Here is a 26,283-nt window from a genome sequence, read left to right on the forward strand (position 1 = left end):
CCTTTTAAGCTGAGCCTGCGGGAATGCGGAAGAGGCAAGTGCACGGAGCTTGACTCCAATATCAGCGCATGAAATTCTCAGATAATGGAATCGATCGATCAATTCGAGGAACATGTTGCCGAACGGCTGAAGCGCCTGCGCCTTGAGCGCGGCCTGACGCTGGACCAGTTGGCGGAGCTCTCGGGCGTCAGCCGGGCGATGATCTCGCGCATCGAGCGCATGGAGGCAAGCCCGACTGCAGCGCTGTTGGCGCGGCTCTGCTCGGCCCTTGGGGTATCGCTCTCGGTCTTCTTTGCGGGCAATGAAGCCGAGCTATCGCCGCTGGCACGACGCGCCGACCAGGCGGTCTGGCGCGATCCGGAAAGCGGCTATCTGCGCCGTGCCGTCTCGCCTCAGGGCACGGGCAGCGGCACCGATATCGTCGAGGTCGAATTTCCGGCCGGTGCCGAAGTGCGTTTTCCCGGCCGCCCGACCGGCCGCAGCCAGACCCAGCATGTCTGGGTCTTCGAAGGCGCAATCGAGCTGATGGTCGGCGAGACGGTACACCGGCTGGAAGCCGGCGACTGCCTGTTCATGAATGTCGGTGATGTGCACGGCTACAGGAACCCGACCGACCGACCCGCCCGCTATGCCGTGGTGATCTCCCTCGGCCCCTGAACACCAAAGACCACAGGACCTGACCATGACTGACACCACCACGGACATTCGCCTGCTTTCACAGGCCGATGCGATCGCCGCCTTGCCGGATCTCTCCGAGACGCTCGCCGACTGCGTCGAGGGCGGGGCCTCGCTCGGCTATATGTCGCCTTTCAGGCCTGATGACGGACAGGCCTTCTGGCGGGGTGTGGCGGACGCCGTCGGGCGCGGCGAAGTTTTGCTTTACGGCGCCTTTGTCGGGGACAGACTGGTTGGCACCGTGCAGGTCGGTTTTGCCTCCAAGCCCAACCAGCCGCATCGTGCCGATCTCATGAAGCTGCTCGTGCATCGCGACGCGCGCGGCCTCGGGCTGTCCAAGGCACTGATGGCGGCGGCCGAAGCCGGTGCCGCCAAGGCTGGACGCTGGCTGTTGGTGCTCGACACCGCCGCGGGCGAACTGGCCGAGGGCCTCTACGAAAAGCTTGGCTGGCAGCGCTCCGGCGTCATCCCGAGCTACGCGCTGTTTCCGGACGGGCGTTATTGCGACACGGTGATCTTCTGGAAAACTGTGGCTTGAGCGCATCGCCCGCAAGTTCCTGATATTCAGCCCAAAAAACGTCCGTTTCACGCCCTTTTCAGCAAGTCGTGCATCTGCTTATCGTCCGGACGTTTCTAGTCTTGGGGGATGAAACGTAATGGCTGTGAAAGCAACCTTGAAATGGATGGCAGTCGGTCTGGCGATCGCCGTCGCGGCACCTGCGCTGGCTGCCGACGTGACCTTCGTGATGCGCAATGACCATCCCAATGCGGTCGAAGTCGAACTCTACAGCCAGGACCGTGACTATGTCTGGCCCGGCAATGGTGAGGTCTTCTACCTCGACGACGGCGAGACGAAGCAGATCCCGCTGTCCTGCCAGGAAGGCGAGACCATCTGTTATGGCGCCTGGCTTTCGGGCGACAAGCAGAGCTATTGGGGCGTGGGGCCGAACAACGCGGAAAACTGCGAGAACTGCTGCTACACCTGCACCGGTGGCGAGACCGAGCAGATCAATCTGACCGAGTAACATCGGATCGGCGGGGGCCGAGGGGCGGGGGCGATTTTTCTGGTCAAACGACCAGGAAATCGCCCCCTTTGCACTTGTGGCTTTACCTGTGACAAGGCTAGTTTTTCCTCCAAAAGAACCAGAGGGAAAACGAAACGATGCGCGTATTCTATTCCGAAAAACACAAGCTCCGGGATGCCAAGACCGAGCTGCATGGCGGCCTGTTGGTCAAGCCTTTCGAGGGGCCTTTCCGCGCCGAATGGGTGCTGGCAGGCGTCAAGGAGGCCGGCTTCACCGATGTGCGCGCGCCGGCGGAGCACGGGCTTGAAACGGCGCTCAAGGTGCATGATGCGGGCTACCTCGAATTCCTGCGCACCTGCTGGGATCGCTGGCAGGCACATGGCTTCGAGGGCGAGGCAATCGCCACCTCCTTCCCCTGCCGCCGCAGCCAGACGGGCCGCGTGCCGAAGAACATCGACGGTGCGGTCGGCTACTACACCAATTCGGCGGAAACCTCGATTTCCAAGGGCACCTACGAGGCGGCGATCGCCTCGATGGATGTCGCGCTCTCCGGTGCCGACTGGCTGAATGAGGGCAACCGCTTCGCCTTCTCGCTCTGCCGCCCGCCGGGCCACCATGCCGGCATCGATCTCTTTGGCGGCTATTGCTTCATCAACAATGCCGCCGTCGCTGCCCAGCGCCTGATCGACCACGGCGCGAAGAAGGTCGCGATCCTCGATGTCGACTTCCACCATGGCAATGGCACGCAGGACATTACCTATCGCCGCGGCGACATCTTCTTCGCCTCCCTGCATGGCGAGCCGGAAGACGCCTTCCCCTTCTTCCTCGGTTATGCCGACGAGACGGGCGAGGGCGACGGCGAAGGCCTGAACGCCAACTATCCGATGCCCTCGGGCACGCCATGGGAAATCTGGTCGGCCGCCCTGGAAGACAGTCTGAAGAAGATCAGGGCCTATGGTGCCGAAGCGATCGTCGTCTCGCTCGGCGTCGATACCTTCGAAAAGGACCCGATCAGCTTCTTCAAGCTGAAGAGCCCGGATTACATCCGCATGGGCGAGATGATCGCGCAAAGCGGCGTGCCCGTACTCACCCTGATGGAAGGCGGCTACGGTGTGCCGGAAATCGGGCTGAACGTCGCCAATGTCCTGAAGGGCCTGGAAACCTAGATCTAGCCCGGCTGGCCGGGTCCGCTGCCTTGACCCCGCCACGCCTTCTGCGCCCGCCAAAAGACGGTCGAGTCGGCATAGCCCAGCACCTCGGCGATCCGCGCCTTCTGAACATGTGCCGCCAGCTGGGTGGCGGCGATCATCTTACGATTGTCGCGTACCAGGTCTCTGAGGGTTGTCCCCTCTTCGGAGAGGCGGCGCTGCAACGTGCGCACTGAGATGCGCAATTCGGCCGAAAGCGCGGACAGGGTGATCGGCTTGTGGCCGAGATAGATGCCGATCAGGGCACGCACCTGGTCGGTCATCGTCTCGGGCATCGCGGATTGGCCACCGAGTTCGGCAACATGCCGTTCCAGCACCCGCAAGAGCGCGGGGTCCTCCTGCCGGTGAACACGGTTCGCATCCTCGCTGGAAACAAGGATCCGGTTGGCTGTTTCGCCAAAGACCAGAGGACAGCGAAAGATGCGCTTCAGCACCGTCTGGTCGCGCGGTTCGACATGCTCGAAATGCACCTCGATCGGCCTCCAGCCCCAGGCGAAGCAGGACCGCAGCAGCTGGCAGATGGCGGCAACACTGAACTCGCTGTCCTGGCGCCTCGGCCACATCCGGGGGTCATCGAGCCTGTAGCTCCAGACAAGATTCCCGTTTTCCTCGAAAAGCCCGGAACTCGTGGCTCCCTGGACGGCGTTGGCATGTTTGGCCAGTCGCTCCAAAGCGATGCGCATGGTGGCGGATATCGAAAACAGCACGCCGATCGGGCCGATATCGCTCGGCTGCACCAGTGTGCCGAGGCGTGCACCCAGCGTTGGCTCTCCGGTGATCAGCGCTGCCTCCTCGAAGATCGCCACATAACGCGGCATCGGGATCATCGCATAGGGATCGTTGAGCTGGCTCCGCAGGATGCCATGGCAGGCCAGCAGGAGATCCGCCTTGCCGCTGCACCTGTCAATCTGCTCGACCAGTGGCCACAAGACCGAGGCTCGAATGGATGCAATTCTTGGGATTCGATTGTTCAATTCCGGTGCAGATGCCATTTTCAGCGTCCCCACGGCCCGTGTTGGCATGAATTATCGATTCATTGACGTAGATCGCAATTACGAGACCAAATTGTCGCGCCTAACCTCTTGACCAAAATCAAGCATAAGAGGGGTTACCATGACAATACAATCCATTCAGGTTGGTCCACCGGACCGGCTGGCGAAAAACTCCGTCGGTCTCGCCCATATCGTCTTTTTCGTCGTCGCTGCCGCAGCGCCCTTGACTGCCGTGGTCGGGGCAACGCCGGCGGCCTTTGCCTTCGGCAACGGCGCAGGCGTCCCAGGCGCCTTTGTACTCGCCGGCATCCTCTATCTCTTGTTCGCGGTCGGCTTCACGGCCATGAGCCGTCATGTCGGCGGGGCGGGTGCGTTCTACACCTATATCACCCATGGCATCGGCAAGCCGGCCGGTGTGGGAGGGGCGCTGATGGCGCTCGTCACCTATTCGGCGGTGCAGATCGCCGTCTACGGCCTCTTTGGCGTGTTCATGGCCGGTGCCATGGCACCGATCGCGGAGCTGCCATGGTGGGTCTGGTCCTTTGCGGCGCTGCTGATCGTGCATGTCTGCGGTCAGCGCAACATCGCCTTCTCGGGCGCCATACTCGGCGTTTGCATGATCGCCGAAATCGCCATTCTGCTGCTGCTCAATATCGGGATCGTGTTATCTGGCGGAGGACCGGAAGGCTTCGGCTTCACATCCTTCGATCCGGCCACGGTCTTTGTGCCGGGCCTCGGGGTGGCCCTCGTTTTTGTCGTCGGTTCCTATATCGGCTTCGAGGCGACCGCGATCTTCGGTGAAGAGGCCGAGAACCCGGAAAAGACCATTCCGCGCGCAACCTATGTCGCGGTGCTGCTGATTACGGGTTTCTATGCCCTTTCCACCTGGGCGATCGTGCAGTTCTACGGTCCGGCAGCGGTACAGCCGACGGCTGAAGCGGCGCTTGGAACCTTCTATTTCACCGCCACGGACACCGTCTTGGGTCCCTGGGCCTCGCAGGTGATGAACATCCTGCTGATCACCAGCCTGTTTGCCTGCGTGCTCTCCTTCCACAACACGCTGAACCGCTACTTCTTTGCGCTCGGCCGCGAAGGGCTTGCCTTCAAACTGCTCGGCAAGGTGCATCCGATGCATGGTTCGCCCTACGTCGCCGGCATGCTGCAGAGTGCCATCGCGGCGGTCGTGCTCGCCCTCTTCGTCTTCGCCGGCGCCGATCCCTACGCGGTCGTCTTCTCCTGGATGTCGGCGCTGGCGGTCATCGGGATCCTCACGGTCCAGGCCCTGGTATCCGTCGCAATCATCCTGTTCTTCCGCAAGGTGAAGACCGGCTATGGTGTCTGGACGACCGTGATTGCCCCGGCGCTGGGCTTGGCCGGTCTGCTCGGGGCGCTGGGACTGGTGATTGCCAATCTCTCGCTGCTCTCGGGTTCCGAAAGCCTGATCGTCAAGTCCTTCCCCTATCTGATCGTGCTCATCGGCCTCGTGGGGGCGGCCTTCGCCATGCAGATCCGCAAGGCCAGGCCGGAACTTTACGCCTCGCTCGGAAAGGCCTTCGAATGACGGCACTCCGGACCCTTCCTGCAGCGGACCGGTTGCTCGGGATCACGCTCGCCGCCCTGACCGCTGCGACCATCGTGATGGCTGCCGAGGCCCATGCCTTCTGCAATCTCTTCTGCATCCATGGCACGCCCATGGTCGAGACCGAGATCTGCGCCGGCCGCGGCTGACACGACTGGGGTGGCGCAACGGCGCCACCCGACCTTTCCAACCATATTGCCTGAAGGACGCCCCCATGGACGCCGTCGTTGAAGCTATCCTCCATCCGCTCGATCCATTGAGCCTCTCCGAGATCGCGGAAGCCGTTGCCATCCTCAAGGATGAGAAGGCGCTCGCGGAAACCATCCGTTTCCCGATCATCCGCCTTGAAGAACCAACCAAGGCGGATCTTGCCGCCTTCCGCGCCGGCAGGCCACTCGCCCGCCTCGCCTTCATCCTCTCGCTCGATATCACCACGGGCGTGTCCCATGAGAGCATCGTCGATCTCACTGCCAAGCATGTCATCGACCACAAGCGGCTGGCCCATGACGAGCTGCCCTATGGTCAGCCGCCGGTCATGCTCTGCGAGTTCGAGACAGTCGAAGCGACGGTGAAATCCGACCCGCGCTGGATCGCAGCGGTCAAGAAGCGTGGCATCACGGATGAGGATATCCCGCTCGTCCAGATCGACCCCTTCTCCTCGGGTTACTTCGGCCTCGAGTTCGAAAAGGGCCAGCGCATCGTCCGTGCTGTCTCTTACTGGCGGGAAGACATCCGCGACAACGGGTACTCGCATCCGATCGAAGGCGTGGTTGCAGTGGTCGATCTGGTCAAGAACCAGGTCGTCGATCTCGTCGACGATGAGAAGATCATTGCGATCCCCAGGAAGAAGCGCAATTATGGCCAGGAGGCCTTTCCGGAAATCCGCCAGGGCCTCAAACCCCTGGACATCGTCCAGCCGGAGGGACCCAGCTTCACCGTCGATGGCTGGAAGGTCGAATGGCAGAACTGGTCCTTCCGCGTCGGCTTCACCCCGCGTGAAGGTCTGGTGCTGCATGAACTCGGCATCAGGGATGGCGGCAAGATCCGCCCCATTGTCTTCCGCGCCTCGGTGACGGAGATGGTGGTGCCCTATGCCGATCCGACCGCCAACCACTTCTGGAAAAGCGCCTTCGATGCCGGCGAATACGGCCTCGGGCGTCTCGCCAATTGTCTGGAACTTGGCTGCGATTGCCTGGGCCACATCCACTATTTCGACGTGCCCTCGGCGGATGATTTCGGCCAGCCGATGGTGATGAAGAATGCCATCTGCATGCATGAGGAGGATTACGGCATCCTCTGGAAGCACTACGAATTCCGCAACGGCATCTTCGAGGTCCGCCGCTCGCGTCGGCTCGTCATCTCCTTCTTCGCCACCGTCGGCAATTACGACTACGGTTTCTACTGGTATCTCTACCAGGACGGGACGATCCAGCTGGAGGCAAAGCTCACCGGTATCATCCAGACGGCAGCCGTCGCTCCCGGCGAGACCTATGCATGGGGCGGCATGGTCGACGACAATCTCGGCGGCCCGACGCATCAGCACTTCTTCAACGCCCGCCTGCACATGGATGTCGATGGCGGCGGCAATACGGTCACCGAGCATGAGTTCGTTCCCCGTCCCTGGGGCGACGACAATCCCTATGGCAATGTCTTCGACACCAAGACCAAGGTGCTGAAGCGCGAGCTCGATTCACCCGCCATCGCCAACGGTGAGACCGGGCGCTACTGGAAGGTCCAGAACCCCAACGTCAAAAACTCCGTCGGCAAGGCGCCGGGTTACAAGATGGTGGTGATGCCGAGCCCGCTGATGTTGGCGCAGGAAGGGTCGACCGTGGCCCAGCGCGGCGGCTTTGCCAAGAAGCACATCTGGGTGACGGCCTTCGATCCGGCGGAGAAATATGCCTCCGGCGACTATCCGAATGTCCATTCCGGCGGCGATGGCCTGCCGAAATATGTCGCCCAGAACCGCAATATCGAAAATGCCGATGTGGTTCTCTGGCATTCCTTCGGCCACACCCATGTCTGCAAGCCCGAGGACTTCCCGATCATGCCGGTCGAATATGCGGGCTTCACCCTGAAGCCGAACGGCTTCTTCGACGCCAACATCGCGATGGACCTGCCCGCCGAGAAGAACGGCCACAGCAAGGACAACCGCGAGGCGGACTGCTGCCCACCCAAGGCCGAGACGAAGAGCGGCTGCTGTCACTGATATCCAGACCTCCCGAGACGAAGAGGCCCGGGTCGATGCCCGGGCCTCCGTCGTTTCGAATGGTGGCAAGCATTCAGAGCGTGCCCTGACGCTGCTGGATCATCTGGTAGGTGTCGAAGCTGTATTCGGCGATCTGCGCCCAGAGATAGGCGTCCTGCTTGAAAGCCTGCTGGCTGTCATAGAGCTTCTTGAACCACTCGTTCTTGGCCGAAAGGTCCGCATAGGTTTCCTTCGCCGCCTTGTGGCAGGTGTCGAGGATGTCGGACGAGAACGCGCGCAGCTGTGCGCCGCCGGCGACGAGCTCGCGCAGCGCCCGGGCGTTCGACGCATCGTAACGGGCGAGCATGCGGGCGTTCGCCGCAGCGCAGGCATCGGTCAGGATGCGCTTGTAGCTTTCCGGCAGCGCGTTGAACTTGTCGAGGTTGAAGAAGGCATGCACCGCCGGGCCGCCTTCCCACCACGCCGGGTAGTAGTAAAACGGTGCGACCTTGTAGAAGCCGAGCTGCAGATCGTCATAAGGGCCGACGAATTCGGTAGCATCGATGGCGCCCTTCTCGAGCGCCGGATAGACGTCGGAGCCGGCGATCTGCTGTGGCGTGACGCCGACCTTGGTCATGATTTCCCCTGCAAGACCGGCAATGCGCATCTTCAACCCCTTGAGGTCGTCGATCGTCTTGATCTCCTTGCGATACCAGCCGCCCATCTGGGCCCCGGTATTGCCAGCCGGAAGGGCATAGAGCTTGTAAGGTGCGAGGAACTCGTTGAGCAGCTCATTGCCGCCGCCGGCGGTGAACCAGGCATTGGTCATGCGGGCATTGAGGCCGAAGGGAATGGCCGTGCCGAGCGCAAATGCGGGATCCTTGCCGATGTAGTAATAGCAGCAGGTATGGCCCATTTCGACGGTTTCGTCCCTCACGGCGTCGGCGACTTCCAGCGGTGGGACGATTTCGCCTGCGGCATAGACCTGGATCTGGAACTGGCCGTCGGTTGCCTTCGCCACGCTCTCGGCGATGTCGGTTGCGGCACCGTAGATGATGTCCAGGCTCTTGGGGAAGGACGAGGCAAGGCGCCAGGTGATCTTCGGGTTTTCCTGGGCGAGGGCGGGGGCCGCAAGGGCGGCGGCACCGATGCCCGCAGCGCTGGCCTGCTTGAAGAATTGACGGCGGTTCATGATCTCTTGCCTCTGATTTTACGGACCTCCAGCTCCCCCGGCGGGTCTAGTCGCGCCGGTCGGGCAACGCAAGGGCGAAAAGACGCAATCTTGTCTGACAACCCGACCAAATCTGCGTTTGTTTCCAAAAACCGGTGGTGTGCGCAAGGAACTGTCAGGGCGCGCTGCGCATGCGCGGGTCGTCCAGGGCCGGGTTGTAGAAGAGTGACAGGACAAGGCTCTTGGCGATCCGCTCGGCACTCGCCATGAACCAGCGATGCGCCTCCTCCGAGGCACCGATCTCGATCAACGTGTCGGAGAAAAGTTGCAGCCATTGCAGGAAGAGGCCTTCCGCCATGCCGTCGACACCCTGATGGGCCTGGACCGGCTTGCCGCCATAGGCCCCGGTCTTGAAGGCCACGGAGCCCCAGAAGGCCTTCATCTTGACCATATGCTCCGGCCAGCGCCCGGCAAGCCGCCCTTCAAAGACGGGCCCCAGGTCGGAATGCCGACGGATATTGCCGTAGAAGGTGTCGACAAGCCGGTCGATGAAGACGGCATCCACACCCATGGCTGACATCTCTGCTTGGGCGCGGGCGGTGATCTCGGCGCGGTGGGCGGCGCGGCCCGATAACTCGGTGGTCATGGCGTCGTCTCGTTTCGTGGCTGTCGCAATGCTGATGCACGCTCGAACGCAAATGGTCCATGCGGCATCTTGATACAAGACGCGATCAGGACTAAGTTTAGAATTATTCTAAGATGGGTGATGTCCAGTCATGTTCAGTCTCTTTCGCAATGGCGGCAAACGCCCCTTTGATGCACTCTCCGAACAGGAGATCCTCGCGCTCGCCATATCCTGCGAGGAGGACGATGCCCGCATCTATCTTGCCTATGCCGATCAGCTGCGTGCGGATTATCCGCAATCTGCCAAAGTCTTCGAGGATATGGCCGAGGTCGAGCACACCCATCGCAACATGCTGATCGCCAGGCACCGGGACCGGTTCGGCGAGCGCATTCCGCTGATCCGGCGCGAACATGTGCGCGGCTTCTACGAGCGCAAACCGGACTGGCTCAGGAAGAACCTGACGCTGGACCAGATCCGCGAGGAGGCGATGCGCATGGAAGAGGGCGCCTATCGCTTCTATCATGAAGCGGCGCAGCGCACCTCGGATGCGGAGACCCGCAAACTTCTCGGCGATCTCGCCATGGCCGAACAGGGACACGAGGAGATCGCCACCATGCTCGGCGACCGGCATCTGCCGGAGGATGCGCGTCAGGCGGAGGACGAAACGAAGAAGCGGCAGTTCGTCCTGACCTATGTGCAGCCGGGTCTGGCGGGCCTGATGGACGGCTCTGTCTCGACGCTGGCGCCGATCTTTGCGGCGGCCTTTGCCACCGGTGACACCTGGTCGACCTTCCTGATCGGCCTGTCGGCCTCTGTCGGCGCGGGCATCTCGATGGGCTTCACCGAAGCCGCCCACGACGACGGCAAGCTCTCGGGCCGCGGCTCACCGCTGAAGCGCGGCCTTGCCTCCGGCATCATGACGACGGTCGGCGGACTGGGCCACGCTTTGCCCTATCTGATCCCGCATTTCTGGACCGCCACGATCACCGCCATCGTCATCGTCTTCTTCGAACTCTGGGCGATCGCCTTCATCCAGAAACGCTACATGGAAACGCCCTTCTGGCGCGCCGCCATGCAGGTGGTGCTCGGAGGCTCGCTGGTGCTGGCCGCCGGCATCCTGATCGGGCAGGGATGACGAGGCCGCTGACTGGGGCAAGCGGCCTCAGGCCATGGCCTTCAGTTGCCGCGGCATGTCCGCCGTCTGATACATCGACAGGGTATGCCCGTCGGGGTCGGCAAACTCTGCCGACCAGCCGCCCGGCGAATGGCTGACCGGTGTCACGATCGTGACACCCTGTTCGGCAAGCCCTTTTACCATGTCATCGATGCCGCCATCTTCGAGGTCGAACACGACGATCGGCGAGTTGCCCGGCTTCGATTCGACCTGGAAGAACAGGAGATCGATCCCGTTCGCCGTCGAGGCGATCAGCCAGTCCGGCTCTCCCGGTTCGTTTTCCATCCGCTGCAGGGGCAGCCCTAGGGTTTCGCCGTAGAAGCGGGCGGTCCGTTCGATATCGGTGACAAAATAGCAGATATTGTTGAGCTTCTTGGTTTTCAGCATGGAGAACTCCCGTGTTGGAACGCTAACGCCTTGTTGTTGCCGCCAACCGCATTTTCGTGAGGTCATGGCCGAAACAAACAAGGTGACCGTCCGGGTCGTGGGTCGCGAGCCGTGCCCCGAGGCGCAACACCAGCGGACGCAGTGACCGCCGGATTGCGCCGAAGGACAGCTGCAGCGAGAGGCGTTCGGGTGCCGCACCGGACAGTTCGGCGGCCCGCAGGCGCTTGCGGATCTCGCAGATCCGTTGCCGCAGCGCCACTTCGCTGACCGAGAGGAGATGCCGGATTTCGCCATGGGTCTGGCCGTTGACGGCAAGCAGAAATGTTGTGCGCAGTGCAGGCGGCAACAGCTCGACCTGTCGGGCGACATCGTGTGGCGCCACCGGCTCGCTCGTCGCCGGCTGCTGGGAAACAAAGACGCTCTCGCGCTGTCGCCGACGGACCGCCGAACGGGCGATGAAGGTGCTCCGATGGCGCAATACGCCCCGCATCCAGCGCATGTTTTCCGGTTGCGTAAGATCGGCTCGACCTGCGGCGAGCGCCGCGACAAAGGCATCCTGAAGCAGGTCTTCGGCCTCATCCGCGCGTCGGGCGTGGCGTCTCGCTTCGTTGAGAAGCTGTTTGAACTGTTTGCTCTGCACCTGTCCCCCCCATCAGGAGAATGGTGGCAGACGGCGGCGGATGCGACAAGCCAGTTGAATAACGATTGGCGAGGCGGATCCCTTGCGTCAAAATGACAGTCACACACCTGCAATCATCCGTCGTTATGGCGCATCCATGAAAGCCTCTCCCGCGACCATCGGTCTGGGCGTCACCATGACCATCGGTTACGGGACGCTCTATTATTCCTTCTCTGTTCTGGCCCCCGAAATCGCCCGCGAATTCGGCTGGGGGCAGAGCTTTGTCTTCGGCGTGTTCTCCTTCGGCCTTCTCGCAGGCGCTGTGGCAGCACCCGTGCTTGGACGTTTCGTCGATCGTTATGGCGCGCGGCTTATCCTTTGCCTCGGATCGATTGCGACGGCAGTCATCCTCGCCCTGTTTTCGGTCATGCAGAACGTCTGGCATTTTGCTGCGATCATGCTGGCGGCAGAGTTCATCGCGCTTGCCGTCCAGTATGATGCGGGTTTTGCCGCTCTCGCCCAGGCGCATGGACGAGAAGCGCGTGCGCATATCACGCTGGTGACGCTGATTGCCGGCTTTGCCTCGACCATCTTCTGGCCGCTCTTGCAATGGCTGCTGACATGGATGACCTGGCGCGAGATCTACCTCGTCATGGCGGCCATGAACCTGCTGATCGCCCTGCCGATCCATCTCGCTTTGCCAAGAGCGCGGATCGACGAAACCAAGCCCTCGACCGAGCCGGCGCAATCCGCCATCGACATGAGTCCGGATGGCGAACGAAAGCGCCGGATGATCCTGATGGCAACGGCATTCGCTGCCGGCGGCTTCGTCATTTCCGCGGTCGGCGCGACACTGCTCGTCTTGATGCGCGACCTCGGTTACGCGACCGCGATGGCAACACTCGCCGGCAGCCTGATCGGACCAAGCCAGGTGGCGGCGCGGCTCTTCGAATATGTCAGGCGCAACCTCTTCTCCCCGCCGCTGACCGCCATCCTCGCAGCGGTCTCCATGGCGCTCGGCCTCGCCTTGCTCTTCGGCGCGCTGATGCAGCCGCTGGCGGCCTTTGCCATCGCCTTTGCGGTTTTCTACGGCGCAGGGCAGGGGCTGACCTCGATCGTCCGCGGGGTCCTGCCTTTGCATTACTTCGGTGTCGCCGGTTATGGCAGGACCATGGGCACGCTGGCTTCGGCCCGCATCATCGCGTCCGCAATCGCACCGGTGTCGGTCATCTGGTTGAATGAGGCCGTTAGCTCGGCGGCGGCTCTATCGGCATTGGCCGGCATGGCTTGTCTGGCGGTGCTGGCGACCCTCGCGCTCACGCGAGGGCATGGGCACTGACGGGATTTACTGCAGTGCGCCGACGAGGACGTCGGATGTGCCGTTCTCGATGGTGACCCAGCGGCCGCTATCGGTTGAAGACTGGCGCTTCAGGAAGGCATAGCGCGTTTCGCTCCAGAGCTTCACGTCATCGTTCAGGTTGTCGAGCACGAAATCGCCGGACTGGGTCCGCACCGTCAGGACCGCATGACCTTCGCCATCGGGCTTGCGCACGACGGTGATCAGAAGGTCTGCCGCCTTGAAGCCGGCTGCCATCAGCTTCTTGCGTTTCAACAGGACGAAATCTTCACAATCGCCGACATCGACCGGATAGGCCCAGACTTCCTCGCGGCCGTAGATCTCCATATCCGTCATCGGGACGATGGCGTGATTAACGCTTGCATTGATGTCGCGGATCACGGTCCAGCCATGGTCGGTCACCTTTGGCGGGAGCGTCGGACGGGTCCGGACATTGCACTCATCGGGCAGAGCCTTGCAGAACTCGTAGTGCCCGATGGGCTGGGACGTCACGGCGCCGGTGATCATCGACCGCAATGACTGCGGTGCCGAAAGACCCGCATGGGCAGGTGCGAGCACCGCAACTGCAATGATCAGCGCCTTGATGGCGCGCGAGCCGTTCTTCATGAACACGTCCCCTGTATCCTTAACAAAACGTTAAGATTGCAGGAGGACGCGAGTCAACGGCGCGGGAAGAGGGGCCCCACGCAAATCATCCGGTATGGTTAAAATGCGACAGTTGGAACCGGTGAAAGGAGAATTGGTTCCCAAAGAATCGTGAGATATAGAAAGACCGAAATACTCAGATCATCGAGAGTATTGCGGTTTTCATCTTTGCGATGTCTTCGGGGCGGGACAGACGGTGATCTCCGTCGCGAATCAGTGTCAGCACGACGTCATCGAGCGGCAGGAATTCCATCAGCTTCAGGGCGTGCTGATATGGTACATCAGGATCCTTCATGCCCTGCAGGATATGGACCGGGCAGCCGGTTTCGATCAGGCCGGTCAGCACCCGGTTCTTCAACCCGTCCTCCATCAGGTCCCGCGTGAAGATATTGGGTTCGGGGCTGTATTCGGACACCTCTTCGAAGTAGCCGCGCTCGGCAAGAGACTGTCGCTCCGCCTCCGTCAGGCTGGGTTCGATCAGTTCAGACGTGAAGTCGGGGGCTGGAGCGATCAACACGAGCCCGGCAACCTTGAGGCCCTGGTTAAGGCTACGCAGCTCCTGTATGACGCGCAGCGCAATCCATCCGCCCATGGAGGAGCCGATCAGAACAACCTGTTCGACGCCTGCGGCTGCAATCACGGCCAAGGCCTCTTCGGTCCAGCGCGAGATCGTCCCCTTTCGGAAGTCGCCGCCGGAGACCCCATGACCGGAATAGTCGAAGCGGATGGCGGTCAGCCCCTGTTCTGCCGCGAGCGCATCCATTTCAATGGCCTTGGTGCCGGACATATCGGAGCGATAGCCACCGAGCCAAACCAGTGCCGGTCGCTCGACAGCCGTGCCGAGTCGGGTGATGACGGTAATGTCGCGCGCCGCCTCGCCCGAGCCGACGGTGATTTCTGTCTGTCTGAGGATGTTGGCGGTCCCGGTCATCGCATGCTCCTTTTGTCGAATCGCTGTAAAACACATCCAGGAAGTGAGCGACAACAGGTGATTTTCTTTCGCAAGCATGCTATTGACACTGCCGTCGCAGATATCACATAGCCCTTTGCCGTGGATGCGCGCGGGTTTGCGCTGCGACATCCCGAAATGATTTGAGGAGAATACGACCATTCGCAGACCGTTCAAAGCCGATGCCCCCGTGAAGGATGGGCCGCGCTCCAACCGTGAAATCCGCATTCCGAAAGTCCAGCTGATCAACGAGGAAGGCCAGAACCTCGGCATCGTGCCGACGGATCAGGCGCTTCGTATGGCCGAAGAAGCCGGGCTCGATCTGGTCGAGATTTCGCCGAATGCCGAGCCTCCGGTCTGCAAGATCCTCGATCTCGGCAAGCTGAAGTACGCCAACCAGAAGAAGGCGGCCGAAGCGCGCAAGAAGCAGAAGATCGTCGAGGTCAAGGAAATCAAGATGCGCCCGAACATCGACACCCATGACTATGAGGTGAAGATGAAGGCGATGAACCGCTTCTTTGAAGACGGCGACAAGGTCAAGGTGACCCTGAAGTTCCGCGGCCGCGAAATGGCCCACCAGGAGCTCGGCATGAAGCTCTTGCTTCAGGTCAAGGAAGACACCGCCACGATCGCAAAGGTGGAAGCCGAGCCGAAGCTCGAGGGCCGCCAGATGATGATGGTTCTCGCACCGCGTTGATCGCCGGCCACGTGCTGGACCAGATAGAGCCGCCTTTCGGGGCGGCTTTTTCGTGTGCGGCTCTCACCGACTTATCTGACAGAATGCTGATCGAGAGGCCAACCGGTCTGTCAGCCCGCCTGATGCATGCTCCCTCCATCGAAATCATCGAGACTTTGGAGGACATTCTGATGACCGCATCTCTTCGCCGAACATTACTGGTCTCGACCACGGCAATGGCCGTTCTCACCTTCATCCCCGTGCTCAGCACGCTTGCTCCCTCTTCCTTCGCATCCCTGTTCGTCAGCCAGGCCGAGGCCCGCGGCGGAAGCGACGATGGCGGCAGCGATGACAGCGGCGGCGGTGGCAGCGGTGGTGGCAGTGGCAGCGGTGGTGGCGGGCGCGACGATAGCGGCCGCAGCAGTTCTGACGATAGCCCCGGTCGCTCCGATGACAGCTCTGGCCGTGACCGTGACCGTGACCGCGACCGGGATCGGGATCGGGATCGCAACCGCAGCAGCGACGACAGCGGCGACAGCTACGACGACAGCGATGGCCGCCCCGACGATCGCGCCGCCGACGACAGCAGTCGCCGCGGCAACCGGGATCGTGACGAGATCCGGCTGATCGTCAACAACACTCAGCTCCAGGGGCTGATCAGCGGCGCTCTGATGCCCGTGGATCAGAACGGCAGACGCTTGCGATATGAAGTCGAACAGGAGGACGGCGGCACCGAGATCAAGCTTCGGGCCCCGCGAGGCACGTTGTCGAGGGTCACCGTGGTGCCTGCCACCTGATGGAACCGGAGCGGTGAAGCCCGAGCCGCCGCGGGCACCCTTTCACCGTTTCGCCCCGCCCGGCCCCCACCGGGCGGGGATGCCTTTTCTCCAGTTGGCGCGGCCGAAGCCTCGCGCTAGTCTCTCTGAAACCAGAACAGAGCCCCATGGATCGTCGCCTCTTCATCCTCCTGTTGCTAAGCCTCGGATGTGCCGCCGCACTTCCGGCCGCAGAGGCGCATGCCAAGGACGGAGAGGATGATGATGGTGGCGGCGACAGCGGCGGCAGTGGCAGTAGCAGTGGTGGCAGCGGGTCCGACAGCCGGAGTTCCGACGACAGCAGGTCTGGTCGTGACAAAAGTGAGGACCGGGATCGTGGCGAAAAGCGCAATGACGATGGTGCCCGGTCCGAAGACCGCAGCGGCTCCGGACGCGGCTCACGCGATGATCGAAACGACGACAAGAAAGACGGTGAGAACGATGACCGATCGGGCCGTTCGGCCCGTGAGCGGGATCAGAAGGAGGCGCGGGAAGCCGTCAAGCGTGGAGAAATCCTTCCGCTCAAGGACATCCTCAAGCGGGTGGACGATGAGGGTGGCGGTCGCGTCATAGGGGTCGATCTCAACATGCGCGCCCTGAAGCCCTTCTACACGCTGAAGGTCCAGAGAGGATCGAGCGTCAAGACCCTGAAATTCGAGGCCGCCACCGGCCGCAAACTCAATATCTTCGGATGGTGACCCATGCGTATTCTGCTCGCGGAGGACGATCAGACGATTGCGACCTACACACGGACCAAGCTGGAGGCCGAAGGTTTCATGGTCGAGCACATGGCCAACGGACCCGATGTCTGGGCCGAGGGTGAGACCGGAGACTACCAGGCGATCATTCTCGATTTGGGCCTGCCCGGCATGGATGGTCTTTCCATCTTGAAGCGTTGGCGCAATGCGGGTCTGGAAGTGCCGATCCTCGTGCTGACGGCCCGCGGCTCATGGATGGAGCGGGTCGATGGCTTCGAGGCCGGCGCAGACGACTATCTGCCCAAACCCTTTCGCAGCGAGGAATTGATTGCACGCCTGAAGGCGCTCCTGCGGCGAGCCCATGGTCGCGCCAGGACGACTGCCTCTGCCGGTGGCTTCGTGCTCGACGACAATTCCAGGCGGGTGACTTTTGAAAGCCGGCCGATCGAGCTCACGCCATTGGAATACCGGCTATTGTCAATGCTGATTGCAGAACCGCAGAAGGTGTTTGATCCCATAGATATCGCCCGTCAGGTGCAGGGCCGCGACGACGAGCAGGCAAAGAATGCCGTCGAGGCGATGATCGCACGGATCAGGCGGAAGACGCATCCTTCGGCGATCGCAACCCGGCGTGGCTTTGGCTACACGCTCGCCGGCGAAGAATCATGAGCCAGTCGCTGCGCCTGCGTCTGCTCTTCGGCGCTGTTCTGGCGATTGCCTTCATTCTGCTTCTGGTCGCCTCCGGGCTCAGTCGTATCTTTGCCAATTATGTTGCGGACCGATACCGGACGGACATGGCGGCGATCATTGATCAGCTTGCCGTCGGCGTGGAGTTCGAGGGTGGCACGGCGCGCATGACCGCCGAGCCTGGCGATCCCCGCTTCAATCTTCCCGGCAGCGGGCTCTATTGGGAAGTGGTGGCGCAGAACGGTCTTGTGTTCCGGTCACGCTCGCTGTGGGACGTCGAGCTGGCACCGGAAAATCTCACCGAGGGTCCCTATGGCTTTCGTCAGGGAGAAGGGCCGGACGGTGAACCCGTGCTGGTGCAGTTGCAGGCCCTGGAACTGGAAACGTCCGAGGGCAACCAGCCCCTGACGCTGCTCGCCGCCTTCGATCGGAAAGTGATCGACAATGCGATTGCCGAATATCGGGGTGCCATGACGATCATGCTGGTGTTGACTGCGGCAGTGCTCCTCGCTGCAGCCTTCATGCAGATCGGCATCGGCCTTGCACCACTTTCGAGATTGCAGGCCGCGCTCTCGCTGGTGCGTTCCGGGCGCACGGACCAGCTGCCGGATGCCGGTCCGACGGAATTGCGGCCACTGGTGAGCGAATTGAACGGCCTTCTCAAGGAGCGGGAAACGGCGGTGGAGAGAGCGCGGGCGCGCGCAAGCGACCTCGCCCACGGTCTGAAGACACCGCTGACCGTACTTCTGCAGCTGGCCGACACCCTGCCCGATCGGGAACGCCGCATGATCCGCCAGCAGGTCGATCTCATCCGCCAGCGTGCCGATCGTCAACTGCAGTCGGCGCGTCTTGGCGTCGAGCAGATGGCGCAGACCGGCCTGGCATCCTTGACCGGCAAGCTGATTTCGGTTCTCGCCCCTGTGACCGCCGCACGCGAAGTTGCCTGGGAAGTCGATGTGGACGAGGGCCTCACGGTCGACATGGATCCGGCCGATCTGGCTGAAGCGCTCGGCAACGTGCTCGACAATGCCACACGATTTGCTGGCACGAGGATCAGCGTTTCGGCCGAACGCGAGAAGGATCGGATCCGCGTCGATGTGGAGGATGACGGGCCGGGCGTCGAGGATGCCGTCCTTCCCGAAATCGCTGCCCGCGGCGTGCATTTGGCGGATGATGAGGGGACAGGGCTCGGCCTTGCGATCACGTCCGACATAATCGCCGCTTATGGCGGCTCGATCGATTTCTCGCGTGCGACCGGTGGCGGTCTGAAGGTGAGCCTCGGCCTGCCTGCGAGCCGCTAGCCGAAGATTCCCTCGGTCGACCCGTTGCGCTTTCCAAGGTCTGCGGTTATAAGCGCGCGTCCGAACGGTCCGGCAGGGCATGCCGTGGCCGTTCTTTATGCTTGAAAACGGGCATTCGTCAGCCTGTTTCGATACAAGAACAATGGAGTAGCAAAATGCCCAAGATGAAGACGAAGTCTGCCGCCAAAAAGCGGTTCAAGATCACGGCGACCGGCAAGGTTCTCGCCGCTGCTGCTGGCAAGCGCCACGGCATGATCAAGCGTTCCAACAAGTTCATTCGCGATGCCCGCGGCACGATGGTTCTGGCTGAACCGGATGGCAAGAAGGTCATCAAGAACTACCTGCCGAACGGTCTCTGAGACCCGATCGCTGTTGGACAATTAAGGAGATCATGACATGGCACGCGTAAAACGTGGCGTAACTTCCCGCGCCAAGCACAACAAGGTATTCAAGCAGGCCAAGGGCTTCTACGGCCGCCGCAAGAACACGATCCGCGCAGCAAAGGCTGCCGTTGATCGTTCCAAGCAGTTTGCTTACCGCGACCGCAAGGCCAACAAGCGCAACTTCCGCGCTCTGTGGATCCAGCGTATCAACGCTGCTGTCCGCGAATTCGGCCTGAGCTACGGCCGCTTCATCGACGGCCTGAACAAGGCTGGCATCGAAGTCGACCGCAAGGTCCTGTCCGACCTCGCCATCCATGAGCCGGCAGCATTCGCGAAGCTCGTGGAAGCCTCGAAGAAGGCGCTCGCCTACCTCAAGGACGCCGGCACGGCCAACGAGTTTGAAAGCGCGGTCAAGTAACCAGCGCTTCCCAGACTGAATTCAAGTATTGGGAAACCCGCGCTGGCAGGGCTGGCGCGGGTTTTTTCATGTGATCTTCATGCCGCCGGGAAATGGTGGCGAGACAATGGGGCAGGAAACGGAAACATGTCCGATCTCGACAGTTTGAAGACGACGCTTCTCGCTGACATCGCCGCGGCTGCGGACGAGGCTGCGATCGAGGCGGTGCGCGTGGCGGCCCTCGGCAAGAAGGGGTCCGTCTCGGAGCTCCTGAAGACGCTCGGCACGATGACGCCGGAAGAGCGCCAGACGCGCGGTGCCGCGATCAACGCGCTGAAGAACGAGATCACCGAGGAAATCGCGACCCGCAAGACGGCGCTGAAGGATGCGGCGATCAACGCCCGCCTGAAGGCCGAGACTCTCGATGTCTCGCTGCCCGTTCGCTCCTCGCCGGCCGAGCGCGGTCGCATCCACCCGATCAGCCAGATCGTCGACGAGATTACCGCGATCTTCGCCGACATGGGCTTCTCGATCGCCGAAGGTCCGGATATCGAGACCGACTACTACAACTTCACGGCCCTGAACTTCCCCGAGGGCCATCCGGCCCGCGAGATGCATGACACCTTCTTCCTCCAGCCGGACGAGAATGGTGAGCGCAAGGTGCTGCGCACGCACACCTCGCCGGTGCAGGTGCGCACCATGGAAGCCCAGAAGCCGCCGATCCGCATCGTCATTCCCGGCAAGACCTATCGCCAGGACAGTGACGCGACCCATTCGCCGATGTTCCATCAGGTCGAAGGCCTCGTCATCGACAAGACGGCGAATGTCGGCCACATGCGCTGGATCCTGGAAGAATTCTGCAAGGCCTTCTTCGAGGTCGACAGCGTCACCATGCGCTTCCGCCCCTCCTTCTTCCCGTTCACGGAGCCGAGCTTCGAGGTCGACATCCAGTGCGACCGCTCCTCGGGTCCGATCGTCAAGTTCGGCGAAGGCAAGGACTGGATGGAAATCCTCGGCTGCGGCATGGTTCACCCGAACGTGCTGCGCGCCGGCGGTCTCGATCCGGACGAGTACCAGGGCTTCGCCTGGGGCATGGGCCTCGATCGCATCGCCATGCTGAAATACGGCATGCCGGACCTGCGCGACTTCTTCAACGCCGATGTCCGCTGGATGAGCCATTACGGCTTCCGCCCGCTCGACGTGCCGACGCTGTTCGGCGGTCTGAGCAGCTAATGATTATATCGTGGCCACAATTAAATATATGTGGTAGAGATGGAGCTGAAATGGGACGAGGAGAAGCGACAACGCAACCTGCGTGAGCGGGGGATCGACTTTGCCGAGGCCTATGAATTCGACCTTGCTTCTTCCGTGACGCGCGTCGACGACCTGGTTGATTACGGGGAAACCCGCTTTGTGACCTACGGTCTACTTGGTGGTCGGCTGCATGTCATGTGCTGGACCGAGCGCGGCGAACGAATGCGGATCATCTCACTGAGGAAAGCCAATGAGCGAGAACAGAAAGCCTTCGCCCAAGCCTTTGGATCAGGATCTGCCGCTGACGGATGATGATGGTGAGGTTCGCGAAATGACGTTGGAAGATTTCAGCGCATTTCGACCGACGCGTGACCTTGTTCCGGAGGTGGTCGAGCGCTGGGAGAGGACCCGCGGCCAGCGCGGGCCCCAGAAAGCCCCGGTCAAGGAGCGGGTCGGTCTGAGGCTGAACCGGGACGTGGTTGAGCATTTTCGCCGGACCGGTCCGGGATGGCAGGGTCGGATCAACGAGGTGCTCGAGGATTATGTGAAGGCAAGAGAGAATTGATTGAACATCTCGACAACATGCGGCCGGTCGATCTGCTTTGCGATGACGACCTCTTGCATGTGAAACTGACGGACGGTCGTATCGTCAGCGTTCCGGTCTGGTGGTACCCGCCCCTTCAGGAGGCGATGCCGGTGGAGCGGAACAATGTGGAATTCATGCCGTCGAGCATCCACTGGCCCGACATCGATCTCGATGTGACGGTGGTCAGCATGCTCCTCGGAAGACAGGCGTCAGGCGCGCGACCGCTGGACGCTTCGGGCAAGATGCGGATGGGAACGAGACAGTAACGACCAAGCCAATCTGGACCCACATGGAATTGGACCTGAATCTGCAATAGTGCCAGTCTGATCGAGAGGTGAGAAAAGTCGATGCCAACACTCCTTGTGTGGCATGGATACAAGTTCAGGTTCTACGCTCTCGACCGAGACGAACCGGCGCATATCCACGTGGTCAAGGATGGTAAGTCGCTCAAGGTCTGGCTGACGAATTTGGCGGTGGCGCGGAATGTCGGATACAATGAGCGGGAAATAGAACGGATCTTGGCGGTGATCGCCGAGCATCGAAGCGAATGGGGGGCCTGGAATGACTTCTTTGGAATTTGAGACCGAGGAAATGCGTCCGGTAAAGGCATGGTGCACAAAGGAGGAGGTGCATGTGACGCTTGCCGATGGGCGCACGATCTCCGCGCCGCTCTGGTGGTATCCGTTTCTGTCTGGCCTCAATGAGCAGGGCTTGAACGAGATTGAGCTGATGTATGAAGGCATCTGGTGGACGAAGGTCGATGAGGGCATCTCTGTGAAGAGCATGTTCCTTGGAGCCAAGGCCCCGGGCGCGAAAGCGCCGGAAGAGGCGGCTTAACTTCACGCTGACGTATCGATGAGACCGTGACGGAATAGTGAATTGGCGCGACTGGCGCGCATGAGGAAGACGAGAAAGTTCGATGAAATTCACACTCTCCTGGCTGAAGGATCACCTGGAAACCGAGGCCTCGCTCAAGGAAATCTGCGAGCGGCTGACGGCTATCGGCCTCGAGGTCGAGGACGTCGACGACAAGGCGGCCTACAAGCCCTTCGTCATCGCCAAGATCCTGACGGCCGAGAAGCATCCGGAAGCCGATCGCCTGAAGGTCCTGACCGTCGACGCCGGCGACGGCAAGCCGGTGCAGATCGTCTGCGGCGCGCCGAATGCCCGCGCCGGCATGATCGGCGCACTTGCGCGTCCGGGGACTTATGTGCCGGGCATCGATGTCACGCTGTCCGTCGGCAAGATCCGCGGTGTCGAAAGCCACGGCATGATGTGCTCCGAAAAGGAGCTCAACATCTCCGATGACCACAACGGCATCATCGACCTGCCCGAGGATGCGCCGGTCGGCACTTCGTTTGCCTCTTATGCCGGTCTCGACGACCCGGTCATCGAAATCAACCTGACGCCGAACCGTCCGGACTGCACCTCGGTCTTCGGTATCGCCCGTGATCTGGCCGCTTCCGGTTTGGGCAAGCTCAAGGCCCCAAGGGCGCCCGCCTTCAAGGTTGAGGGCGAGACGCCGCATCAGGTCAAGCTTGAGCTCGAAGACCATCTCTGCCCCGGCTTCGCCTATCGCCTGGTGCGCGGCGTGAAGAACGGCCCGAGCCCGAAGTGGATGCAGCAGCGTCTGCTGTCGATCGGCCTGCGCCCCATCTCGGCGCTCGTCGACGTCACCAACTACATGACCTTCGACCAGGGCCGTCCGATGCATGTTTTCGACGCCGACAAGGTCAAGGGCGCGCTGGTGGTTCGCCGGGCGAAGGAGGGCGAGGAGATCCTCGCGCTGGACACCCGCACCTACAAGCTGAACCCGAACAATGTCGTCATCGCTGATGATAACGGCCCGGAATCCATCGGTGGCATCATGGGCGGCGAGCATTCGGGCTGCGACGAGAACACCGTCAACGTGCTGATCGAGTCGGCGCTCTGGGACCCCATCAACATCGCCAAGACCGGCCGTGCCCATGGCATCATCACCGATGCGCGTTACCGTTTCGAGCGCGGCGTCGATCCGGAATATATGGTCCCGGGTCTGGAGCGCACGACCGAGCTGGTACTCGAGATGTGTGGTGGCACGGCAGCGGCAGCGAAGGTCGAGGGCTACAAGGGCCACCAGAAGAAGGTCGTCGATTTCCCCTATTCGGAAGTCAAGCGCCTGACGGGTCTGACCGTCTCCAACGATGAATCGCGCCAGATCCTGACAGCCCTCGGCTTCGAAGTCCTGTCGGGCGACGAGACCTCAGCCAAGGTTTCCGTGCCCTCCTGGCGTCCTGATGTCGACGGCAAGGCCGACCTCGTCGAAGAGGTCATGCGCATGCACGGCGTCGACAAGATCAAGCCGGAACCGCTGCCGCCGACCGGTTCGGTCAATGGCAAGATCCTGACCACGCTGCAGATCCGCACGCGCTCGGCCCGCCGGGCACTTGCCTCGCGCGGCATGCTGGAAGCCGTCACCTGGTCCTTCATTTCGGCTGAGCATGCCAAGCTCTTCGGCGGCGGCAGCGACAAGCTGAAGCTGGTCAACCCGATTGCAGCCGACATGTCGGACATGCGGCCCTCGCTGCTGCCGGGCCTGCTGACGGCAGCCCAGCGCAATGCCGACCGTGGCTTTGGCGATGTGGCGATCTTCGAAGTCTCCGGCACCTATGAGGGCGACACGCCCGACACGCAGCGCCGCGTTGCCGGTGGCGTGCGCCGTGGCACGGCCTCGATCGCTGGTGCCGGCCGCATGTGGTCCAACCAGGCCAAGGGCGGCGGCAAGCCGGTCGACGTCTTTGACGCCAAGGCCGACGCACTCGCCGTGCTCGAAGCCAGCGGCATTCCGATGAGCAATGTGCAGATCGAGCAGGGTGGCCCGGAATGGTACCACCCCGGCCGGTCCGGCACGATCAAGGCCGGCCCCAAGGTTATCCTCGGCACCTTCGGTGAATTCCATCCGAAGACGCTGGAAGCGCTCGACGTCTCCGGCACGCTGTGTGGTTTCGAAATCTATCTCGATGCCCTGCCCGAGCCGAAGAAGAAGGCGACCCGCACCAAGCCGGCACTTGAGCTGTCGTCCTTCCAGATGGTGAAGCGCGACTTCGCCTTTGTCGTCGAAAAGGCGGTCGAAGCGGGCGCGATCATCAAGGCAGCGACAAGCGCCGACCGCAAGCTGATCTCGGGCGTCAACGTCTTCGATATCTTCGAGGGCGCGTCTGTTGGCGAGGGCAAGAAGTCGGTGGCGATCGAGGTTCTGATCCAGCCGACCGACAAGACGCTGACCGATGAGGATTTCGATGCGCTGACGAAGAAGATCGTCGGCAATGTCGAAAAGTCCACGGGCGGCACGCTGCGCGCCTGATCTGTGTTTGACGGGCAAGCTTGCCTGTTTCGTTCACGAAAAAGCCCTTTCCCTGCATGCTAGGGAAAGGGCTTTTTGATTTGAACCTGTTGGTTATTCACCGCCAGGACATAAGGCTTCGTCATCACGCCTCAGAGGCTGACGCGACGGCCTTCCTTGTCGGCGGACTTGCGGTCGCTGCCGTGCTTTGCAAGGATTGCCTTGGCATCTTCGACCGAGATGCGGTGCTTCTTTGCAAAGGGGATGGGCTCATAGCCCTTGGCTGTATTGTCGTCTGCCATGCTGGTCTCCAATTCTGGAAATGCGCCGGCGGGATGCCGGAGCCTGGTATGTCGCGGGTATACGGGGAAGGAAAGCTCGCAGATGGCGAGCGGATACGACGCGTGCGAAGGGCGTCGCCTATGATGCCTATGTAGGGATCGGGAGACGAAAGCTCAATACTTCTTCTTGCGCAGCGTCTTGTTGCCCTTCGGCCCGGAATAGACCGGTGTGCGCTCCCGGTTCTCCGCCTGGAGCTGACGCCAGCGGTCGAGACGGGCAGGATCGAGGCTGCCGTCCTTGATCGCCGCCTGCACGGCGCAGCCCTTTTCATGCGAGTGGCTGCAGTCGCGAAACTTGCAATGCGGCACAAGCTCGGTGATTTCGGCAAACAGCCTGTCGATGCCGTCGGTGATGTCGCTGACATAGAGCGTGCGGATGCCGGGCGTGTCGATAACCCAGCCGCCGTTTGCGATCGAATGCAGCGAACGGGCCGTGGTCGTGTGCCGCCCCTTGGCATCATGCTCGCGGATCGCGCCGGTCTTCTGCGCCGTCTCCGCGCCGTGGCCGGCGAGTGTATTGACGAGCGTCGATTTGCCGACGCCGGAGGAGCCCACCAGCGCAACGGTCTGGCCGGGGCCGCACCAGGGCATCAGGGGGGTGATGGCTTCAGGCGAGCGCGCATTGACGATGACGACGGGCAGATCGCGCTGCAGGCCCTTGGCCTCATCGGCAAAGGGAGATGCGTCGTCGACGGTGTCGGCCTTGGTGAGAACGATGACAGGCCGCGTTCCCGCCTCGTTGGCCATCACCAGATAGCGTTCCAGCCGCGCGGCATTGAAATCGGCGTTGCAGGAGGTGACGATAAACAGCGTGTCGATATTGGTGGCGGCGAGCTGCTGGCCGAAGGCGCCTTCCGTGCGTCGCTGTAGGACGGTCTGGCGATCCAGGCGCCGCACCAGGAGGCCTGTGTAGCGCTCGGCGAGCACCCAGTCGCCCACGGCAAAATCGGCGGTATTGCTGTTGGGCGGAAGTTCGATCTCCACAGGCCCGGTGCTGTCGATCGCTTCCAGACGGTCGCGGTGTACCGAGGAGATCCGACGCACCAGCAGATCGGCTTCATCAGCGCTTACCTGCTCGGCGAAAAAGGCGCCGAAGCCAAGCCGGGCGAGGGCGGCGTTATCGTTAAGGCCGGTCAAGGGCGGATCACCGGGGTGAGACGTAAAGCCATGGGCACTTTCGGCGTTGAGATCGGAGATTGACGCTTCTCATAGCGCAGAAAGTCGTCGCT

The 26,283-nt window shown here is 61.8% G+C and carries 32 protein-coding genes; 23 read left to right on the forward strand and 9 right to left on the reverse strand.

All coding sequences use genetic code 11. The features are described 5' to 3' along the window. Positions 1–84 precede the first annotated feature (84 nt). From H6M51_RS00735 to H6M51_RS00750, 4 genes are all read left to right on the forward strand, one after another. A complete protein-coding gene (locus tag H6M51_RS00735) occupies positions 85–657 on the forward strand; it encodes an XRE family transcriptional regulator (RefSeq protein ID WP_185807983.1) in 573 nt (190 codons plus the stop codon). 25 nt (positions 658–682) lie between these two features. Then, complete coding sequence (locus H6M51_RS00740; protein WP_185807984.1) at positions 683–1,213, forward strand: GNAT family N-acetyltransferase; 531 nt, start codon at positions 683–685, stop codon at positions 1,211–1,213. A gap of 145 nt (positions 1,214–1,358) precedes the next feature. Continuing rightward, positions 1,359–1,700, forward strand: a complete 342-nt coding sequence (locus H6M51_RS00745) for a hypothetical protein (protein ID WP_185808411.1) — start codon at positions 1,359–1,361, stop codon at positions 1,698–1,700. 137 nt (positions 1,701–1,837) lie between these two features. Next, on the forward strand, positions 1,838–2,866 hold the full coding sequence (locus tag H6M51_RS00750; protein WP_185807985.1) for a histone deacetylase family protein: 1,029 nt from the start codon (positions 1,838–1,840) through the stop codon (positions 2,864–2,866). Positions 2,867–2,868: 2 nt separating this feature from the next. Here the strand turns inward: H6M51_RS00750 and H6M51_RS00755 are convergent, their stop codons facing one another. Beyond that, positions 2,869–3,900 carry an AraC family transcriptional regulator gene (locus H6M51_RS00755; RefSeq protein ID WP_185807986.1) on the reverse strand — a complete coding sequence of 344 codons (1,032 nt, stop codon included), beginning with the start codon at positions 3,898–3,900 and terminating at the stop codon, positions 2,869–2,871. A 121-nt stretch (positions 3,901–4,021) separates the two neighbouring features. On the opposite strand from H6M51_RS00755, the gene H6M51_RS00760 reads away from it, so the two are divergent. From H6M51_RS00760 to H6M51_RS00770, 3 genes are all read left to right on the forward strand, one after another. After that, positions 4,022–5,461 (forward strand): APC family permease, encoded by a 1,440-nt coding sequence (locus tag H6M51_RS00760; protein WP_185807987.1) that lies wholly within the window; start codon positions 4,022–4,024, stop codon positions 5,459–5,461. Further along, on the forward strand, positions 5,458–5,628 hold the full coding sequence (locus H6M51_RS00765; protein ID WP_185807988.1) for a hypothetical protein: 171 nt from the start codon (positions 5,458–5,460) through the stop codon (positions 5,626–5,628). The genes H6M51_RS00760 and H6M51_RS00765 overlap by 4 nt, the downstream gene beginning before the upstream one ends. Positions 5,629–5,693: 65 nt before the next feature. Further along, positions 5,694–7,688, forward strand: coding sequence for a primary-amine oxidase (locus H6M51_RS00770; RefSeq protein ID WP_185807989.1), 1,995 nt, complete (start codon positions 5,694–5,696; stop codon positions 7,686–7,688). 73 nt (positions 7,689–7,761) lie between these two features. On the opposite strand, the gene H6M51_RS00775 is transcribed toward H6M51_RS00770, so the two are convergent. Both H6M51_RS00775 and H6M51_RS00780 read right to left on the reverse strand, forming a co-directional pair. Continuing rightward, on the reverse strand, positions 7,762–8,859 hold the full coding sequence (locus H6M51_RS00775) for a TRAP transporter substrate-binding protein (protein ID WP_185807990.1): 1,098 nt from the start codon (positions 8,857–8,859) through the stop codon (positions 7,762–7,764). Between the two features lie 154 nt (positions 8,860–9,013). Continuing rightward, positions 9,014–9,484, reverse strand: coding sequence for a group III truncated hemoglobin (locus H6M51_RS00780; RefSeq protein WP_185807991.1), 471 nt, complete (start codon positions 9,482–9,484; stop codon positions 9,014–9,016). A 130-nt stretch (positions 9,485–9,614) separates the two neighbouring features. On the opposite strand from H6M51_RS00780, the gene mbfA reads away from it, so the two are divergent. Further along, on the forward strand, positions 9,615–10,598 hold the full coding sequence (gene mbfA / locus H6M51_RS00785; protein WP_185807992.1) for an iron exporter MbfA: 984 nt from the start codon (positions 9,615–9,617) through the stop codon (positions 10,596–10,598). A gap of 27 nt (positions 10,599–10,625) precedes the next feature. On the opposite strand, the gene H6M51_RS00790 is transcribed toward mbfA, so the two are convergent. Beyond that, complete coding sequence (locus H6M51_RS00790) at positions 10,626–11,024, reverse strand: VOC family protein (RefSeq protein WP_185807993.1); 399 nt, start codon at positions 11,022–11,024, stop codon at positions 10,626–10,628. A 22-nt stretch (positions 11,025–11,046) separates the two neighbouring features. Further along, on the reverse strand, positions 11,047–11,664 hold the full coding sequence (locus H6M51_RS00795; protein ID WP_185807994.1) for an RNA polymerase sigma factor: 618 nt from the start codon (positions 11,662–11,664) through the stop codon (positions 11,047–11,049). Positions 11,665–11,800: 136 nt separating this feature from the next. Between H6M51_RS00795 and H6M51_RS00800 the strand changes: the two genes are divergently transcribed. Then, positions 11,801–12,982: an MFS transporter gene (locus H6M51_RS00800; RefSeq protein WP_185807995.1), complete on the forward strand. Its 1,182-nt coding sequence runs from the start codon at positions 11,801–11,803 to the stop codon at positions 12,980–12,982. 6 nt (positions 12,983–12,988) lie between these two features. On the opposite strand, the gene H6M51_RS00805 is transcribed toward H6M51_RS00800, so the two are convergent. Then, on the reverse strand, positions 12,989–13,606 hold the full coding sequence (locus H6M51_RS00805; RefSeq protein ID WP_185807996.1) for a transglutaminase-like cysteine peptidase: 618 nt from the start codon (positions 13,604–13,606) through the stop codon (positions 12,989–12,991). A gap of 175 nt (positions 13,607–13,781) precedes the next feature. Then, positions 13,782–14,576 carry a carboxylesterase gene (locus tag H6M51_RS00810; RefSeq protein ID WP_185807997.1) on the reverse strand — a complete coding sequence of 265 codons (795 nt, stop codon included), beginning with the start codon at positions 14,574–14,576 and terminating at the stop codon, positions 13,782–13,784. A 178-nt stretch (positions 14,577–14,754) separates the two neighbouring features. Here H6M51_RS00810 and infC point away from each other — a divergent pair, with 178 nt between their 5' ends. The 14 genes from infC (at position 14,755) to pheT (ending at position 24,734) form a co-directional block, all read left to right on the forward strand. Further along, positions 14,755–15,291 (forward strand): translation initiation factor IF-3, encoded by a 537-nt coding sequence (gene infC / locus H6M51_RS00815; protein WP_185808412.1) that lies wholly within the window; start codon positions 14,755–14,757, stop codon positions 15,289–15,291. 170 nt (positions 15,292–15,461) lie between these two features. Further along, on the forward strand, positions 15,462–16,067 hold the full coding sequence (locus tag H6M51_RS00820; RefSeq protein ID WP_185807998.1) for a hypothetical protein: 606 nt from the start codon (positions 15,462–15,464) through the stop codon (positions 16,065–16,067). A gap of 146 nt (positions 16,068–16,213) precedes the next feature. Continuing rightward, complete coding sequence (locus H6M51_RS00825; RefSeq protein ID WP_185807999.1) at positions 16,214–16,783, forward strand: hypothetical protein; 570 nt, start codon at positions 16,214–16,216, stop codon at positions 16,781–16,783. Positions 16,784–16,786: 3 nt separating this feature from the next. After that, the gene (locus H6M51_RS00830) at positions 16,787–17,452 is read left to right on the forward strand and encodes a response regulator transcription factor (RefSeq protein ID WP_185808000.1); all 666 of its coding nucleotides are present in this window, start codon (positions 16,787–16,789) and stop codon (positions 17,450–17,452) included. Next, a complete protein-coding gene (locus H6M51_RS00835) occupies positions 17,449–18,771 on the forward strand; it encodes a HAMP domain-containing sensor histidine kinase (RefSeq protein WP_185808001.1) in 1,323 nt (440 codons plus the stop codon). The genes H6M51_RS00830 and H6M51_RS00835 overlap by 4 nt, the downstream gene beginning before the upstream one ends. A gap of 155 nt (positions 18,772–18,926) precedes the next feature. After that, a complete protein-coding gene (gene rpmI, locus H6M51_RS00840) occupies positions 18,927–19,130 on the forward strand; it encodes a 50S ribosomal protein L35 (protein ID WP_054151415.1) in 204 nt (67 codons plus the stop codon). A gap of 37 nt (positions 19,131–19,167) precedes the next feature. Beyond that, complete coding sequence (gene rplT / locus H6M51_RS00845) at positions 19,168–19,572, forward strand: 50S ribosomal protein L20 (protein WP_185808002.1); 405 nt, start codon at positions 19,168–19,170, stop codon at positions 19,570–19,572. A gap of 126 nt (positions 19,573–19,698) precedes the next feature. Continuing rightward, positions 19,699–20,784: a phenylalanine--tRNA ligase subunit alpha gene (pheS, locus tag H6M51_RS00850; protein ID WP_185808003.1), complete on the forward strand. Its 1,086-nt coding sequence runs from the start codon at positions 19,699–19,701 to the stop codon at positions 20,782–20,784. 39 nt (positions 20,785–20,823) lie between these two features. Continuing rightward, positions 20,824–21,117 carry a BrnT family toxin gene (locus tag H6M51_RS00855; protein WP_185808004.1) on the forward strand — a complete coding sequence of 98 codons (294 nt, stop codon included), beginning with the start codon at positions 20,824–20,826 and terminating at the stop codon, positions 21,115–21,117. Next, a complete protein-coding gene (locus H6M51_RS00860) occupies positions 21,056–21,370 on the forward strand; it encodes a BrnA antitoxin family protein (RefSeq protein ID WP_185808005.1) in 315 nt (104 codons plus the stop codon). Before H6M51_RS00855 ends, H6M51_RS00860 begins: the two co-directional genes overlap by 62 nt. Then, entirely contained in the window at positions 21,367–21,657 is a 291-nt protein-coding gene (locus tag H6M51_RS00865) for a DUF2442 domain-containing protein (protein WP_185808006.1), read from the forward strand. The genes H6M51_RS00860 and H6M51_RS00865 overlap by 4 nt, the downstream gene beginning before the upstream one ends. A gap of 81 nt (positions 21,658–21,738) precedes the next feature. Next, positions 21,739–21,972, forward strand: coding sequence for a DUF4160 domain-containing protein (locus H6M51_RS00870; protein WP_185808007.1), 234 nt, complete (start codon positions 21,739–21,741; stop codon positions 21,970–21,972). Next, entirely contained in the window at positions 21,953–22,228 is a 276-nt protein-coding gene (locus H6M51_RS00875; protein ID WP_246780349.1) for a DUF2442 domain-containing protein, read from the forward strand. Before H6M51_RS00870 ends, H6M51_RS00875 begins: the two co-directional genes overlap by 20 nt. An 82-nt stretch (positions 22,229–22,310) precedes the next feature. Continuing rightward, on the forward strand, positions 22,311–24,734 hold the full coding sequence (gene pheT, locus H6M51_RS00880; RefSeq protein ID WP_185808008.1) for a phenylalanine--tRNA ligase subunit beta: 2,424 nt from the start codon (positions 22,311–22,313) through the stop codon (positions 24,732–24,734). 131 nt (positions 24,735–24,865) lie between these two features. On the opposite strand, the gene H6M51_RS00885 is transcribed toward pheT, so the two are convergent. Both H6M51_RS00885 and rsgA read right to left on the reverse strand, forming a co-directional pair. Next, positions 24,866–25,015, reverse strand: a complete 150-nt coding sequence (locus H6M51_RS00885) for a hypothetical protein (RefSeq protein WP_185808009.1) — start codon at positions 25,013–25,015, stop codon at positions 24,866–24,868. A gap of 153 nt (positions 25,016–25,168) precedes the next feature. Continuing rightward, positions 25,169–26,191 (reverse strand): ribosome small subunit-dependent GTPase A, encoded by a 1,023-nt coding sequence (gene rsgA, locus H6M51_RS00890; RefSeq protein ID WP_185808010.1) that lies wholly within the window; start codon positions 26,189–26,191, stop codon positions 25,169–25,171. Between the last annotated feature and the right edge of the window lie 92 nt (positions 26,192–26,283).

It is taken from the genome of Rhizobium sp. AQ_MP, from assembly GCF_014237835.1.
Classification (GTDB): domain Bacteria; phylum Pseudomonadota; class Alphaproteobacteria; order Rhizobiales; family Rhizobiaceae; genus Allorhizobium.